This is a genomic window from Luteimonas notoginsengisoli (assembly GCF_042648885.1).
GTDB classification, from domain to species: Bacteria; Pseudomonadota; Gammaproteobacteria; order Xanthomonadales; family Xanthomonadaceae; genus Luteimonas; species Luteimonas notoginsengisoli.
This window is the reverse complement of sequence record NZ_JBHRYF010000009.1, coordinates 95,168-109,636: the sequence shown is the minus strand read 5'-3', so window position 1 is coordinate 109,636 and position 14,469 is coordinate 95,168. Positions and strand designations below refer to the sequence as shown.

The 14,469-nt window shown below is 68.5% G+C and carries 15 protein-coding genes; 8 read left to right on the top strand and 7 right to left on the bottom strand.

What is annotated here, in order from left to right; translation table 11 throughout:
* The 7 genes from ACFOM9_RS12630 to asnS form a co-directional block, all read right to left on the bottom strand.
* Entirely contained in the window at window positions 1–1,428 is a 1,428-nt protein-coding gene (locus tag ACFOM9_RS12630; RefSeq protein ID WP_386711347.1) for an aldehyde dehydrogenase, read from the bottom strand.
* Between the two features lie 130 nt (window positions 1,429–1,558).
* Window positions 1,559–2,371 (bottom strand): endonuclease VIII, encoded by an 813-nt coding sequence (nei, locus tag ACFOM9_RS12625; RefSeq protein ID WP_386711344.1) that lies wholly within the window; start codon window positions 2,369–2,371, stop codon window positions 1,559–1,561.
* Between the two features lie 22 nt (window positions 2,372–2,393).
* Window positions 2,394–3,179, bottom strand: a complete 786-nt coding sequence (locus tag ACFOM9_RS12620; RefSeq protein WP_386711341.1) for an SDR family oxidoreductase — start codon at window positions 3,177–3,179, stop codon at window positions 2,394–2,396.
* Between the two features lie 16 nt (window positions 3,180–3,195).
* Window positions 3,196–3,819: an FMN-binding negative transcriptional regulator gene (locus ACFOM9_RS12615; RefSeq protein WP_386711339.1), complete on the bottom strand. Its 624-nt coding sequence runs from the start codon at window positions 3,817–3,819 to the stop codon at window positions 3,196–3,198.
* 7 nt (window positions 3,820–3,826) lie between these two features.
* A complete protein-coding gene (locus tag ACFOM9_RS12610) occupies window positions 3,827–4,132 on the bottom strand; it encodes a hypothetical protein (protein WP_386711927.1) in 306 nt (101 codons plus the stop codon).
* Window positions 4,133–4,143: 11 nt separating this feature from the next.
* A complete protein-coding gene (locus tag ACFOM9_RS12605) occupies window positions 4,144–4,452 on the bottom strand; it encodes a hypothetical protein (RefSeq protein ID WP_386711336.1) in 309 nt (102 codons plus the stop codon).
* Window positions 4,453–4,602: 150 nt separating this feature from the next.
* The gene (gene asnS, locus ACFOM9_RS12600; RefSeq protein ID WP_386711333.1) at window positions 4,603–6,003 is read right to left on the bottom strand and encodes an asparagine--tRNA ligase; all 1,401 of its coding nucleotides are present in this window, start codon (window positions 6,001–6,003) and stop codon (window positions 4,603–4,605) included.
* A 74-nt stretch (window positions 6,004–6,077) separates the two neighbouring features.
* Between asnS and ACFOM9_RS12595 the strand changes: the two genes are divergently transcribed.
* The 8 genes from ACFOM9_RS12595 to ACFOM9_RS12560 all read left to right on the top strand — a co-directional run bounded on the left by ACFOM9_RS12595 (window position 6,078) and on the right by ACFOM9_RS12560 (window position 14,351).
* Entirely contained in the window at window positions 6,078–6,419 is a 342-nt protein-coding gene (locus ACFOM9_RS12595; RefSeq protein ID WP_386711330.1) for a HesB/IscA family protein, read from the top strand.
* Window positions 6,420–6,594: 175 nt separating this feature from the next.
* Window positions 6,595–8,370: a DUF885 domain-containing protein gene (locus tag ACFOM9_RS12590; protein ID WP_386711327.1), complete on the top strand. Its 1,776-nt coding sequence runs from the start codon at window positions 6,595–6,597 to the stop codon at window positions 8,368–8,370.
* Window positions 8,371–8,640: 270 nt separating this feature from the next.
* Window positions 8,641–9,072 (top strand): 30S ribosomal protein S6, encoded by a 432-nt coding sequence (rpsF, locus tag ACFOM9_RS12585; RefSeq protein WP_386711324.1) that lies wholly within the window; start codon window positions 8,641–8,643, stop codon window positions 9,070–9,072.
* Window positions 9,073–9,083: 11 nt separating this feature from the next.
* Window positions 9,084–9,314: a 30S ribosomal protein S18 gene (rpsR, locus tag ACFOM9_RS12580; protein ID WP_027080006.1), complete on the top strand. Its 231-nt coding sequence runs from the start codon at window positions 9,084–9,086 to the stop codon at window positions 9,312–9,314.
* A gap of 159 nt (window positions 9,315–9,473) precedes the next feature.
* Window positions 9,474–9,926: a 50S ribosomal protein L9 gene (gene rplI, locus ACFOM9_RS12575; protein ID WP_386711320.1), complete on the top strand. Its 453-nt coding sequence runs from the start codon at window positions 9,474–9,476 to the stop codon at window positions 9,924–9,926.
* A gap of 255 nt (window positions 9,927–10,181) precedes the next feature.
* Window positions 10,182–11,582 carry a replicative DNA helicase gene (locus ACFOM9_RS12570; protein WP_386711317.1) on the top strand — a complete coding sequence of 467 codons (1,401 nt, stop codon included), beginning with the start codon at window positions 10,182–10,184 and terminating at the stop codon, window positions 11,580–11,582.
* Between the two features lie 105 nt (window positions 11,583–11,687).
* On the top strand, window positions 11,688–12,776 hold the full coding sequence (gene alr / locus ACFOM9_RS12565) for an alanine racemase (protein WP_386711315.1): 1,089 nt from the start codon (window positions 11,688–11,690) through the stop codon (window positions 12,774–12,776).
* A 99-nt stretch (window positions 12,777–12,875) separates the two neighbouring features.
* On the top strand, window positions 12,876–14,351 hold the full coding sequence (locus tag ACFOM9_RS12560) for a WS/DGAT/MGAT family O-acyltransferase (protein ID WP_386711312.1): 1,476 nt from the start codon (window positions 12,876–12,878) through the stop codon (window positions 14,349–14,351).
* Window positions 14,352–14,469 lie beyond the last annotated feature (118 nt).

Below are 14,469 nucleotides of genomic sequence, written 5' to 3'. Positions count from 1 at the left end.
TCATGCCAGTGAGAGGCCTACGTTGCGGGGTTCGGTGAAAAAACGCATGGCCTCGAACCCGCCTTCGCGACCGAGGCCGGACTGGCCCATGCCGCCGAACGGGGTGCGCAGGTCGCGCATCAGCCAGCAGTTGATCCAGACGATGCCGGCCTGGATGCCGGCGGCGAGGCGGTGGGCGCGGTTGAGATCGCGGGTCCAGATCGAGGCGGCCAGGCCGTACTCGCAGGCGTTCGCCAGCGCCAGCGCCTGGCTGTCGTCGTCGAACGGCTGCAGGGTGGCGACGGGGCCGAAGATCTCCTCGCGGTTGGTCGCGCAGTCCGGGCCCAGGCCTTCGATCACGGTGGGTGCGACGAACCAGCCGGGACGCTCGAGCGCGTTGTCGCCGCACAGCACGCGTCCGCCTTCCTCCCGGGCGCGGGCAATCCCGGCCACGACCTTGTCGAAATGCGCCTGCGACACCAGCGGGCCCATCCGGGCGTCGGGGTCCATGGGATCGCCGACGGGCAGGGCCAGCGCGCGTTCGACCAGGGCATCGCGGAACTCGATGTAGATCGCCCGTTCGACCAGAATGCGTGACCCGCACAGGCAGATCTGGCCGGAATTCTGGAACGCCGAACGCACGATGGTGTCGAGCTGCCCGCGCCAGTCGCTGTCGGCGAACACCAGCGTGGGATTCTTCCCGCCCAGTTCCAGCGACACCTTCTTCAGCATCGGCGCGGCGATGCCGGCGATGCGGCGACCGACCGCGGTGCTGCCGGTGAACGACACCGCCTTGACCCGCGGATGCGCCACCAGCGCCTCGCCGACCCCGGGGCCGAGGCCGTGCACGACGTTGAGCACGCCATCGGGCATGCCGATCTGCGCAGCGAGTTCAACGAGCATCGTCGCCGTCATCGGCGTGACCTCGGAAGGCTTGGCGACCACGGTGTTGCCCGCGGCCAGCGCCGGCGCGATCTTCCAGGTGAACAGGTACAGCGGCAGGTTCCACGGCGAGATCGTCGCGACCACGCCCAGCGGCTGGCGCAGGGTGTAGTTCAGCCCGGCCTCGCCGTGGTGCGATTCGCTGGCGAACTGGGTGGCGGCGTGGGCGAAGAAGCGCAGGTTGGCGACCGCACGCGGGATCTCCACGTCACGCGCGAGGGCGAACGGCTTGCCGCCATCGCGCGATTCGGCGTGCGCGAAGTCGTCCAGTCGCGCTTCGAGCGCATCGGCCAGGCGTTCCAGCCAGCGCGCGCGGCCGGAGTTGGCCAGCGACGACCAGGCCGGGAAGGCATGCGCGGCCGCCGCAACGGCGTCTTCGACGTCTTCGGCGCTGCCCTCTGCGACCTGCGCGAACCGCTTGCCGGTGGCCGGATCGAACACCTCGAGCCAGCGTCGCGTGGACGCCTCACGGGCCTTGCCGTCGATCCAGTGGGCGAACTGCTGCATTCGCCTAGCTTAACCGCTGCATGGCGAAGCGGTCATCGCGCACCGGTTGTCGAAGCCGGCCGGCGACTCCGTGCACCGATGTCGCGGGGCGCCCGCTTTCAGGTCGCCCGGCGTCTTCCGCGAAGGCCGCTCAGCGCTGGCAGCCTGGGCACAGGTACAAGCGCCGCGATCCGACTTCCAGCCGGCGGATCTGCGCGCCGCAGGCAGGGCAGGGCTCGCCTTCGCGGTCGAAGACCAGGAAACGGAACGCGTCGGGCGTGTCAGTCAGGTAGTTGGCCTGCATGCCGCCTGCCGGCGCGATGCCGCGCGTGGCGTAGCTGCGCCGCGGCACCGCCAGCAGTTCGCGCGCGAGTGCTGCGAGTTCGCCGGGATCGAGATCGCGCGGTCGTCTGCGCGGCAACAGGCGCGCGGCGAACAGCACCTCCGAGCGCAGGTAGTTGCCCATGCCGGCGAGGAATCCCTGGTCGAGCAACAACCCGCCGAGGGAGCGTCCGAAGAAGCGCGGATCGCGCAGGCGCGCGGCCACCGCGGCCTCGTCGATGCGCGGGTCGAGCACGTCCGGTCCCAGCCGCGACAGGAACGGATGCGCATCCAGCTCGTCGCTGCGCCACATCGCCACGTCCGACGCCGAGTACAGCAGGATCGCGCTGCGCCCGGTTTCCAGCGCCACCCGCAGCGAGCGTGTGGTGTCGGGCCGCTGGCCCGCTTTCGTGATCCGCCACACGCCATACAGCTGGTTGTGGCTGTACAGCGTCCAGCCGTTGTCGAAGCGCGTCAGCAGCGCCTTGCCGTGGGGCGCGATCGATTCGATGACCCGGCCCACCAGGCCCTCCTCGAAACGCTTGAGGCCGGGGAACCCGAACCACGCCGAAACCAGCCGATCGCCGACCACGGCTTCGGCGAGGCGGTCGGCGGCGCGGCGGATTTCGGGGCCTTCGGGCATGGGAACGTCGGGGCCGTCGCCGTCAGATCGAATTCATCCGTCCGCCATCCACCGCCAGGCTCACGCCGTTGACATAGGCGGCCGCCGGCGAACACAGGAAGGCGATCACGCCGCCGGTTTCCCCGGGCGTGGCGAAGCGCCCTGCCGGCACGCCGGCGCGCATCGCGGCGCGCACGTCGTCTTCGGACCTGCCTTCGGCCGCGACCTTGCCGCGCACGATCTGTTCGATGCGCCCGGTCTCGGTGAAGCCCGGCAGCACGTTGTTGACGGTGATTCCGTCGCCGGCGAGTTCGCGCGACAGCGTCTTGGCCCAGGATGCGACCGCGCCACGGACGGTGTTCGACACGCCCAGCCCCGGGATGGGCTCCTTGACCGAGGTCGAGATCACGTTGACGATGCGGCCCCAGCGCGCCTCCCGCATGCCGGGCAGCACCGCCTGCAGCAGGGTCTGGTTGGCGACAAGGTGTTTGTTGAACGCATCCAGGTAGGCCTCGATTAAGGCCGCGTGCGCCGCGCCGCCAGGCGGCCCGCCGGTGTTGTTGACCAGGATGTGCACCGGCGCGGACGCCGCCAGCGCCTCGACACGCTCGCGCAGAGCATCGGTCCGGGAAACATCGGCGGCGATCCAGTCGTGCGCCTGCCCATGGGCGCGGGGCAGGGCGGCGGCGACCTCCTGCAGCGCATCGGCGCGCCGCGCGAGCACGGTGACGCGGGCGCCGAGCAGCGCCAGCTCGTGCGCGGTGGCGCGGCCGATCCCTTCCGATCCGCCGCAGACGAGGGCGTGTCGGCCTTCGAGATTCAGGTCCATCGGAACTCCGGTGTGGTCAGGTTTCTTCGCGCGCACGCATCAGCGCGGCGACCGCGTTGGCCCGCGCATCGCCCTGTGCGTGCAGGGCATCGGCGACCGCGCGGCGGTTGGCCTCGGGATGGTTCTGGTTGAGCTTGGCCTTGATCTCGATCCGCCGGGGAGCGAAGCGGAAGCCGACGATGCCGCGCAGCTGCACCCGGTGGTCTTCCCGGCCCGGCTCGAATGTCCAGTCGCTGCCGATGGCGCCCTCGAAGCGGTCGCTCATCCGGGTGACGAGGTCGGCCAGCGCCGCCTCGTCCTCGTAGCGTTCCAGCGTTCCGTGCAGGTGGGCGACGGCGTAGTTCCAGGTCGGCACGCGGGCCTGTTCTTCCTTGTCGGGATACCAGCCCGGGGAAACGTAGGTGTGCGGCCCGTGCACGATCATCAGCGCCGCGCCGTCGTGGCGGGCCTGCGGATTGGGCCTGGCCCAGTGTCCCTCGACCAGCACGTCGTCGCCGTCGCGGCGATACAGCACGGGCAGGTGCGTGACCTGCGGCGCGCCGTCGCCGGCCACAGTCAGCAGGGTGACGAACGGATCGCCGGCCACCAGCGCATCGAGCCGCGCGAGGTCGGTGTCGACGAAGGCGCGCGGCGTGTACATCGGCAGCCTAGGCGCGACCGCCGAGCTTCTGCACCATGCGCGGGCGCAGCTCGGCGTCGCTGGCGCCGGAGGGCGGGGCGAGTTCGCCGAGCGAGAACCCGCGCTCCAGCGCGTCCTGCTCGTCGAGGCCGTCGAGCGAAACGAACTCGGCGTCCATCAGCATCGCGCGCGCGGTGTCCTCGCTGTCGTAGACCAGGGTGTTGCCGTCGCTGTCGAGGACTTCGGCGGTGCCCGCCTCGCGGACCTGCAGGCGGGCCCACACGACCGTGCGGCCGAGCGTGGCAAGCCACCATTGCGCGGGGCCGTGCGCCATCGCCGCGTCGCTCACGGCGACACCGCGACCGACACCAGCCACAGCAGGCCGGCGAAAACCAGCGCCACCACGATCACCGTCAGCGCCACGCGCGCGGGCGTCGCCAGGCCGGTGAACTGCGGATCGCGCACCTGCCGGTAGCGACCGCTGAACAGCCACCACAGCGCATCGGGCTTGATGAAGGCGCCATCGCCCAGGCGCGCCTTGACGTCCGGATGGCGGTCGCGCAGGTGCACCAGCGCCAGCGGCCAGAAGATCACGAACGCGGTGGCGCCGGCGATGGCGGCAGCGACGAACAGCAGGGCGAAGAACATGATCATAGGCAGGCGGACTCGCGGAGTCGAAGGTGGCGATCGGGGGGCGTGGAATCCGCGTCACACCTGGGCGATGCGGAGCCGGTGGCCATGGTACGCAGTGCTGCTTGCCGGGCTTTGCGGATTCCGGTGCGCCGACCGCAGGTTGCTGTCCGGTCAGAACTCCGCATGGCCCGGTGCGCGCGGGTAGGGGATCGCATCGCGGATGTTGGCCAGCCCGCACACGTAGACGACCAGCCGCTCGAAGCCCAGCCCGAAACCCGCGTGCGGCACGGTGCCGTAGCGGCGGAAATCGCGATACCAGCCGTAGTGCGCCTGGTCGAGTCCGAACTGCGCCATGCGCGCGTCCAGCACGTCGAGCCGCTCCTCGCGCTGCGAGCCGCCGATGATCTCGCCGATGCCCGGCGCCAGCACGTCCATCGCCGCCACCGTCTTGCCGTCGTCGTTCAGGCGCATGTAGAACGCCTTGATGTGCTCCGGGTAGTTGGTCACCACCACCGGGCGGCCGACGTGGACCTCGGTCAGCCAGCGCTCGTGCTCGGTCTGCAGGTCCAGGCCCCACTCGACCGGGAAGTCGAATTTCTGACCCGACTTCTGCAGCAGCGCCACCGCTTCGGTGTAGTCGATGCGCTCGAACGGCGCGTTGATGAAGGACTCCAGCCGCGTGATGGCGTCCTTCTGCACCCGCTCGGCAATGAAGGCCATGTCGTCGCCGCGCTCCTGCAGCACCGCGCGGAACAGGTACTTGAGGAATTCCTCGGCGACGCGCGCGTCCTCGTCCAGGTCCGCGAAGGCGATCTCGGGCTCCACCATCCAGAACTCGGCCAGGTGGCGTGTGGTGTTGCTGTTCTCGGCGCGGAAGGTCGGGCCGAAGGTGTAGACCTTGCTCAGCGCCAGGCAGTACGCCTCGACGTTGAGCTGCCCGGACACGGTAAGGAAGGTTTCCTTGCCGAAGAAGTCGCGCGAGAAATCCACTTCGCCCTTGCCATCGCGCGGCAGGTTGGCCATGTCCAGCGTCGAGACGCGGAACATCTGCCCGGCGCCTTCGGCGTCGGAGGTGGTGACGATCGGCGTGGTGATCCAGTAGTAGCCGTTCTCGTGGAAATAGCGATGCGTGGCCTTGGCCAGGCAGTCGCGGATCCGGGTGACGGCGCCGAACAGGTTGGTGCGCGGGCGCAGGTGCGCGACCTCGCGCAGGAATTCCAGCGAATGCGCCTTGGGCTGGATCGGATACGTCTCCGGATCGTCCACCCAACCCACGACCTCGAGCGCGTCGGCCTGGATCTCGAAGCTCTGGCCCTGGCCCTGCGACGGTACCAGGGTGCCGGTGGCGATCACCGCGCAGCCGGCGGTCAGCCGCTTCACCTCGGATTCGTAGTTGGCCAGCGAACTGGGCGCCACCACCTGGATCGGCGCGAAGCACGAACCGTCGCTGACGTTGACGAACGACAGTCCCGCCTTGGAGTCGCGCCGCGTGCGCACCCAGCCGCGGACCGTGACTTCGCCGCCTTCGGCCACCTTGCCCGCCAGCGCCTGCGCAACACTCACCGTGGTCATGCCTTGAATCCCTGCCGATCGGGCCGATATGAGTCCCAGAGTTTACCGGAGCCGCAAGGGCTAGAATGCCAGCCATGTCGATCCATCTCGAACCTGCCGCCCTGGAGCGCATCCGGGGTTTCCTCTCCGCCGACGCGTCGGCGATCGGCCTGCGTTTCGGCGTCAGGCGCACGGGCTGCTCGGGCTGGGGCTACCTGATCGAACTGGCCCGCGAACAGCGCGATGGCGACACCGCCTTCGAGCAGGGCGGCGTGCGCATCCTGGTCGACGCCGACAGCCTGGCGCTGGTCGACGGCACGCGCATCGATTTCCTCAAGCAGGGCCTGAACGAGCAGTTCGTGTTCGCCAACCCCAACGTGTCGGCCGAATGCGGCTGCGGCGAGAGTTTCACCACGGACGCAGACAAGGCCGCGTAAGCCGCGCACGCCTGCACGCTGTTTTTTGTGGGAGCGGCTTCAGCCGCGAGTTCTCGAGGATTTCAGCTGTAGCACTCACGGCCCAGGCCGTTCGCACGAGGGCTCGTTTCGAGACTTGCTCCGGATGGCCAGCAGCCCGCGCTAGACTCGCCGGCTTCCGCCCCGGGGAGTCTCCATGTTCAAGCACCTGCTGCTGGCCGCGCTGATCGCCGCCATTCCGGTTTCGAACCTGCACGCCGCGGACACGCCGCCGGCGACATCCGACCGCGCCACCAGTCAGGCGCTGGATGCCTTCTTCGCCGCCCAATGGGAACGCGGCCTGCGCGAAAGCCCCGAGAACGCCACCTACAACGGCGACCTGCGCTTCAACGACCGCTGGAGCGACAACAGCCTCGAAGCGATCGCCAGGCGCGAAGCCGAAGACCGCGCCGCGCTGGAACAACTGCATGCGATCGACCGCGAGGTGCTGGCCGCGGCCGACCGCCTCGACTACGACACCTTCGAGTGGCAGCTCGAGCACGCGATCGCCGCCCAGCGCTTCCGCGGCTACCTGCAGCCGGTGAGCCACCAGGGTGGCGTCCAGACCGCCGACGGCATCGCCGAAGTCATGCCATTCGCCTCGACCCGCGACTACCGCAACTGGCTCGCGCGCATGGCGGCGATCCCGGAGCAGGTCGAGCAGGCCATCGCGCTGATGCAGGAAGGCGTGAAGGCCGGCAGCGTGCCGCCGAAGGTGCTGATGGAGCGCGTGCCGACGCAGATCGCCGCGCAGGTCGTCGACGATCCGGCGAAGAGTCCGTTCTACCGGCCGTTCACGAAGTTTCCCGAGACCGTGCCGGAAGCCGATCGCAAGGCGCTTGCGGCCGAGGCGCAGCGCACGATCCGCGACAGGATCGTGCCCGCCTACCGCACGTTGCATGCGTACTTCAACGACCAGTACCTGCCCAGGACTCGTGACAGCATCGCGGTCACGGAGCAGCCCGACGGCGCCGATTACTACGCTTATCTCGCCGGCTACTACACCACCACCGATCTCAAGCCCGGGCAGATCCACGACATCGGGGTGAAGGAGGTCGCGCGCATCCGCGCGGAAATGGAGAAGGTCAAGGCCGAAACGGGCTTCAAGGGCACGCTGGCCGAGTTCTTCGCCTACCTGCGCACGGACCCGAAGTTCTTCGTCAAGACGCCCGAAGCCCTGCTCGAACGTTACCGATCGGTCGCAAAGCGCATCGATCCGGAGCTGGTGAAGGTGTTCCACACCATCCCGCGCCTGCCGTACGGGGTGCGGCCGATCCCGGACAACATCGCCCCGGACACCACCACCGCGTATTACATGCCAGGCGCCGCCGATGGCTCCCGGCCCGGCTACTACTACGTCAACCTGTACAAGCCCGAGACGCGGCCCATCTGGGAGATGATCCCGCTGTCCCTGCACGAGGCGGTGCCGGGCCATCACTTCCAGTTTGCGCGTGCCCTGGAGCTTCCGGATGCGCCGATGTTCCGTCGCACCGCGTATTTCGTGGCCTACGGCGAGGGCTGGGGCCTGTATGCCGAGCGCCTGGGCTACGACATGGGCCTGTACGACGATCCGTATGACCGGATGGGCCAGCTGGCCTACGACATGTGGCGCGCGGTGCGGCTGGTGGTCGATACCGGCATGCACAGCCAGGGCTGGAGCCGGGAGCGGGCGATCGCATACTTCATGGACAATTCGCCGAAGACGCGCCAGGACGTGGTCAACGAGATCGACCGCTACATCGGCACGCCCGGGCAGGCGCTGGCGTACAAGATCGGCCAGATGAAGATCTCGGAGCTGCGGGCACGGGCCGAGCGCGAGCTGGGGTCGAAGTTCGACCTGAAGGCCTACAACGATGCAGTGCTGTCGACCGGCTCGGTGCCGCTGGACGTGCTGGAGAAGCACATCGACGCCTGGATCGCGGCTCAGCGATAGGGTGGCCGCGGGCGGGGCAGGGGCTTCCCTGGGCCCGGAACGCCACCAACCCTGGGATCCTGGGCCAGCCGGCCGCTCGCGGCGCCGGCCCGGGCCGGGCCAGCCCCCCTGGCGGCTCTCTACGTCGTTGCCCCACCGGCCTCGAACTGCGACAATGTCCGGCTCCCGCACGCCGGGAGCCCTTGCCCCACCGCATCCGTTCCGGATCGTCGGGGGGCTATCCGGGTCGCAGCCTTCCGGGCGGCGGCCGAATATCCACGAGGAAACACCATGCGTCACTATGAAGTCGTGTTCCTGGTCCATCCGGACCAGAGCGAGCAGGTGCCCGCCATGATCGAGCGCTACAAGTCGCTGATCGAAGCAGGCAGCGGCAAGATCCACCGTCTCGAGGACTGGGGCCGCCGCCAGCTCGCCTATCCGATCGACAACCTGGTCAAGGCCCATTACGTCCTGCTCAACATCGAGGTCGAGCAGGCCGTGCTCGACGAGCTCGTCGAAGGCTTCCGCTTCAACGACGCCGTGCTGCGCCACCTGGTGATGCGCCGCGACGAGGCCGACACCGAGCAGTCGCTGATCATGAAGAACAAGGACGAGAAGGGCGACAAGCCCGAACGTGGCGAGCGCCGTCGCCGTGACGAAGATGACGGCGAAGGCAGCGGCAAGCCCGCCGAATCCGCCGACGACACCGCCGAAGCCGCCTGAGGAGCCCTGACATGTCCAAGTTCTTCCGCCGCCGCAAGTACTGCAAGTTCACCGCCGAGGGCGTCAAGGAGATCGATTACAAGGATCTCAACACCCTGCGCCAGAACCTGACCGAGAACGGCAAGATCGTGCCGAGCCGCATCACCGGCACCAAGTCGCGCTACCAGCGCCAGCTGGCCACCGCGGTCAAGCGCGCACGCTTCCTGGCGCTGATCCCGTACACGGACAACCACAACGTCTAAGGAGCGCCTCCCCTCGGGGAGGGCCGCCCGATCCCTCCCCTTCAGGGGGAGGGCTTTGAATGCCGGAGTCTTGCCTCGGGGCAAGGCTCGAACAATCCCGTCCGTTCGGACAGCTGAAAGTTGCGGCGCCGCGCGCCGCTAACGAATACGGAGTACCCCATGGAACTGATCCTGCTGCAGAAAGTCACCAACCTCGGCAACCTGGGCGACAAGGTCAACGTCAAGCCCGGTTACGGCCGCAACTTCCTCGTGCCGCAGGGCAAGGCAGTGCCGGCCACGGCCGCCAACGTCGCCGAGTTCGAGGCCAAGCGTGCCGATTACGAAGCCAAGGCCGCCGCATCCCACGAGGAAGCCACCGGCCGCCTCGCCAAGCTCGAGGACGCCAGCGTCACGATCTACGCCAACGCCTCCACCGAAGGCAAGCTGTACGGCTCGGTCGGCCCGCGCGACATCGCCGAAGCGCTGACCAAGGCCGGCATGCCGGTCGAGAAGTCGGAAGTGGTGATGGGCGAGGGTGCGTTCCGCACCACGGGCGAATTCGAGGTCGTCGTGCACCTGCACGCCGATGTCGAAACCACCGTCAAGGTGATCGTGGCGCCTGAAGCCGCCTGATCGCCGCACGCCGATTGACGAAGAGGGCGCCTCCGGGCGCCCTTTTTGTTGCCCCGCTCCGCGCGGCCACGGCGCTGCGACGGGCGGCGGCAGGGCGCATCGCGGCAGGTGAGACGGCAAGCGGCTAGAAACCTGTCTTATCCACAGGTTGTTCCGTAGCGAACGCACAAGCCGAACGCCTACGATGCCCGCAGCCCGGTCGATCCGGTTGCGTTCTTTTTTGTCTCACCGCTTTCGCAGGAGTTCGACAGCACGATGTCCGCACGTCCCCGGTTCGGCAATGAGCCTCGCAGCGACAGCCGGATCGAGCAGCTGCGCGTGCCGCCGCAGTCGGTGGAGGCGGAGCAGGCCGTGCTGGGCGGGCTCATGCTCGCCCCGGACGCCTTCGACCGCATCGCCGACCACCTGGTCGATGGGGATTTCTACCGGCGCGACCACCAGCTGATCTACCGCGCTATCCGCGAACTGGCGGAAAAGAACCGCCCCTACGATGCGGTCACGCTGGGGGAATGGTTCGAATCCCAGGGGCTGGCCGAGCAGGTCGCCGGTGGCGCCTACCTGGTCGAACTCGCCAGCACCACGCCCTCGGCCGCCAACATCGTCGCCTACGCCGAGATCGTGCGCGACAAGGCGGTGCTGCGGCAGCTGATCGAAGTCGGCACCGGCATCGTCAACGACGGTTTCCAGCCCGAGGGCCGCGACAGCAGCGAACTGCTCGCCATCGCCGAGCAGCAGGTGTTCGCAATCGCCGAAGCCGGGGCTCGCGGACGCACCGACTTCGTGCCGATCAACAAGGCGATGGGCGAAGCCTTCGACGTCCTGCAGACCCGCTACGCCAACGGCGGCGGGATCACCGGCATGCCGACCGGCTATACCGAATTCGACGAGATGACCGCGGGCCTGCAACCCACCGACCTGCTGATCCTCGCCGCGCGTCCGGCCATGGGCAAGACGACTTTCGCGCTGAACATCGCCGAGTACGCCGCCATCAAGACCAAGAAGGCGGTGGCGGTGTTCTCGATGGAAATGTCGGCCAGCCAGCTCGCGCTGCGCCTGATTTCGTCCAATGGGCGCGTCAACGCCACGCGGCTGCGCACCGGCCAGCTCGAGGACGAGGACTGGAGCCGCGTCAGCAGCGCGATCCGGATGCTCAAGGAGTCGAAGATCTTCATCGACGACACCCCGGCGCTCTCGCCCGAGGTCCTGCGCGCGAAGTCGCGCCGGCTCAAGCGCGAGCACGACCTGGGGCTGATCGTCATCGACTACCTGCAGCTGATGGCGGTGCCTGGCAACAGCGAGAACCGTGCGACCGAGATTTCCGAGATCTCGCGCTCGCTCAAGGGCCTGGCCAAGGAACTCAACGTGCCGGTGATCGCCCTGTCGCAGCTCAACCGCTCGCTGGAAACGCGGACCGACAAGCGCCCGGTCATGGCCGACCTGCGCGAATCGGGCGCCATCGAGCAGGACGCGGACGTGATCATCTTCATTTACCGCGACGAGTACTACAACAAGGAAAATTCGCCCGACAAGGGCCTGGCCGAGATCATCATCGGCAAGCAGCGAAACGGTCCCACGGGATCGATCAAGCTCAAGTTCTTCGGCGAGTACACGCGTTTCGACAACCTCGCGCACGACGCGGTGGGCAGCTTCGAATAACCCATCCCGCTGGGCATCGCGACGCGCTGCGCGATCGCCGAGCCAAGTCGCGGGTCGTTGCATCCGGTTCTAGGTCCGCGGCAGCGGAGGCCATAAAATACCGCGATGTCGCGTCCGATCACCGCCACCATCCACGCCGGCGCCATGCACCACAACCTGGCCACGGTCCGCACCCGCGCGCCGTCGAGCCGGGTCATGGCCATGGTCAAGGCCGATGGCTACGGGCACGGGCTGGAAACGGCCGTGTCGGCGCTGCGGGATGCCGACGCCTTCGGCGTGGCGGCGATCGAAGATGCACAGCGGATCCGCGCGCTCGGCCTGTCGCAACCCATCCTGGTCCTGTCGGGTTTCGACTCGGTCGAGGACCTCGACCAGCTGCGCCGCCTGCGTGCCGACAGCATCGTCCATCATCCCGCGCAGCTGGACATGCTGGAACAGGCGGACGGCGCACCGATCCGCTGCTGGTTGAAGATCGATACCGGCATGCACCGGCTCGGCTTCGCACCCGACCGCGTGCGCGAGGCGCACGCGCGCCTGGGCGCCGCGCGCGGGGTCGAAGGCGATATCGTCCTGATGAGCCATTTCGCCAGTTCCGACGAGTTCGAAGGCGGATCGGACCATGGCCGGCAGACCCGCAGGCAGTTGCAGGTGTTCGCCGACGCCACGGCCGGGCTGCCGGGACCGCGCTCGCTGGCCAACTCCGCCGCCATCCTGGGGTGGCCGGGATCGCACGGTGACTGGGTGCGCCCCGGCGGCGCGTTGTTCGGGATGTCGGTGGTCCACGGCAGGCCGGCCTCGGACTTCGGCCTGCAGCCGGCGATGACGTTCGCGACCCGGCTGCTGGCCGTCAACCAGATCGGCAAGGGCGAGCCGATCGGCTATTCCGCGACCTGGGAAACGCCCGAAGACATGCGTCTCGGCGTGGCCGCGGTCGGTTACGGCGACGGCTATCCGCGGCTTGCCCCGGCCGGCACGCCGGTGCTGGTCAACGGGACGCCGGCGCAGGTGGTCGGGCGGGTCTCGATGGACCTGATGACCATCGACCTGCGCGGTCATCCGGACGCACGCGCAGGCGATCCGGTCGTGCTCTGGGGCGCGGGCCTGCCGATCGAATCGGTCGCCGATGCGGCCGGCACGATCGCCTACGAACTGACCTGTTCGATCACCCGCCGCGTCCGCTTCGTCGAATCCTGAGCGTAACCGGCCGAAACGATGGGCGCGATGCCCGTTGCGCCCGCAAATTGACGCCTCCGGGGCCGCGTGATTCACTCGGGCGACTTGTCGGAGATCCGGATGCCCACGAACAAGCCGCGCAAGGCTTTGCGCCGCGAACCCATGTCGCGTGTGGATACGGCCTGGTTGCGGATGGAGCGCCCGACCAATCCGATGATGATCACCGGCGTGCTGATGTTCGCCGAACCGATGTCGCTCGACCGGCTCAAGCGCGTCATCTCCAGGCGCTTCCTGGCCTACGTGCGCTTCCGCCAGAAGGCGGTCGACACGCCCTCGGGCGCGGCCTGGCAGGAAGATGCGAACTTCGACCTCGACTGGCACGTGCAGCTCGCCGCATTGCCTGGACGCGGCGACGGTCGCCGGCCCGCGCGCGACGGCGCCGAGAAACGCGCGCTGGAACGTTTCGTCAGCCAGCTCGCCTCCAGCCCGCTCGACAAGCACCGCCCGCTTTGGCAGTTCCACCTGGTCGAGCGCTACGCGGGCGGCTCGGCGCTGGTTGCGCGGCTGCACCACAGCTATGCCGATGGCATCGCGCTGGTGCAGGTGCTGCTGTCGCTGACCGACACCGAGCGCGCTGCAGGCCGGGGCAAGGACCTGGCCAAGGCCTGGCTGAAACAGGACGGGGCCGACGTCGCGCGACGGGTCGGCGCGGTGGAGCGCTATGCGCGGCTCGGCGGCAAGGTGTTCGGCAAGGGCATGGAGATGGTGCAGGACCCCACCCTGGCCGCGATGCTGGCGAAGGAGGGCGGCGAGATCGCCCGCGAACTCGTGCACGCGCTTGCGCTGCCCGACGATCCCCCTTCGATGCTGCGCGGGCGCCTGGGCGTCAGCAAGCGCGTCGCCTGGGCCGAGCCGATCGATCTCGAGGAAGTGAAGGCGGTGGGCCGCGCCTGCGACTGCACCGTGAACGACGTGCTGATGGCGGCGGCGGCCGGAGCGCTGCGCGATTACATGATCGAACGCGGCGACGACGTCGATGGCATGACCCTGCGCGCCACCGTGCCGGTGAACCTGCGGCCCCTGGAGCACGCGCGCAAGCTGGGCAACCACTTCGGACTGGTGTTCCTCGACCTGCCGGTGGGCGAGGGCAATCCGGTGCGCCGCCTGTTGCAGGTGGCCGGCTGCATGAACCAGCTGAAGGGATCGCGACAGGCGGTCGTCGCGTACGGACTGCTCGCCGCGATAGGAATGGCGCCGCAGGCCCTGCAGGAGCTGGCCCTGGAGCTTTTCAGCCGCAAGGCAAGTTCCGTGGCCACCAACGTGCCCGGTCCGCCGCAACCGCTGTACATGGCCGGCTGCCGGCTGCGGGAGATGATGTTCTGGGTGCCGCAGACCGGGTCGATCGGCGTCGGCGTGTCGATCATGAGCTACAACGGGCGGGTGCACTTCGGGCTGGTCGCCGATGCCAAGCTGATCCCTGATCCGGACGCGGTCACCCGACGCTTCGGCACCGAGTTCGAAAAGCTGCTGTACCTGGCGCTGATGGGCAACTGGGAGCACGCGTTGGACGGGGCGGGCGCCGAAGCCCTGCTTTGACGTTCGTTCTGGAAGGTTGAACCGCGCCTGATCACCCGCTGTCCTGCGTCGGCCCCGTCACCCTGCGCCGACGGTCTCCTGTTTAGCTTGGGCCATCCCATTCACGTTCATCCGAACG

Bases quoted from the DNA above. Each gene is read 5' to 3' on its own strand.
- alr (WP_386711315.1), top strand. From the start codon at position 11,688: ATGTCGCGTCCGATCACCGCCACCATCCACGCCGGCGCCATGCACCAC.
- rpsR (WP_027080006.1), top strand. From the start codon at position 9,084: ATGTCCAAGTTCTTCCGCCGCCGCAAGTACTGCAAGTTCACCGCCGAG.
- ACFOM9_RS12560 (WP_386711312.1), top strand. From the start codon at position 12,876: ATGCCCACGAACAAGCCGCGCAAGGCTTTGCGCCGCGAACCCATGTCG.
- asnS (WP_386711333.1), bottom strand. From the start codon at position 6,003: ATGACCACGGTGAGTGTTGCGCAGGCGCTGGCGGGCAAGGTGGCCGAA.
- ACFOM9_RS12620 (WP_386711341.1), bottom strand. From the start codon at position 3,179: ATGGACCTGAATCTCGAAGGCCGACACGCCCTCGTCTGCGGCGGATCG.
- rpsF (WP_386711324.1), top strand. From the start codon at position 8,641: ATGCGTCACTATGAAGTCGTGTTCCTGGTCCATCCGGACCAGAGCGAG.
- ACFOM9_RS12570 (WP_386711317.1), top strand. From the start codon at position 10,182: ATGTCCGCACGTCCCCGGTTCGGCAATGAGCCTCGCAGCGACAGCCGG.
- ACFOM9_RS12610 (WP_386711927.1), bottom strand. From the start codon at position 4,132: ATGGCGCACGGCCCCGCGCAATGGTGGCTTGCCACGCTCGGCCGCACG.
- ACFOM9_RS12630 (WP_386711347.1), bottom strand. From the start codon at position 1,428: ATGCAGCAGTTCGCCCACTGGATCGACGGCAAGGCCCGTGAGGCGTCC.
- ACFOM9_RS12615 (WP_386711339.1), bottom strand. From the start codon at position 3,819: ATGTACACGCCGCGCGCCTTCGTCGACACCGACCTCGCGCGGCTCGAT.
- ACFOM9_RS12605 (WP_386711336.1), bottom strand. From the start codon at position 4,452: ATGATCATGTTCTTCGCCCTGCTGTTCGTCGCTGCCGCCATCGCCGGC.
- ACFOM9_RS12590 (WP_386711327.1), top strand. From the start codon at position 6,595: ATGTTCAAGCACCTGCTGCTGGCCGCGCTGATCGCCGCCATTCCGGTT.
- rplI (WP_386711320.1), top strand. From the start codon at position 9,474: ATGGAACTGATCCTGCTGCAGAAAGTCACCAACCTCGGCAACCTGGGC.
- nei (WP_386711344.1), bottom strand. From the start codon at position 2,371: ATGCCCGAAGGCCCCGAAATCCGCCGCGCCGCCGACCGCCTCGCCGAA.
- ACFOM9_RS12595 (WP_386711330.1), top strand. From the start codon at position 6,078: ATGTCGATCCATCTCGAACCTGCCGCCCTGGAGCGCATCCGGGGTTTC.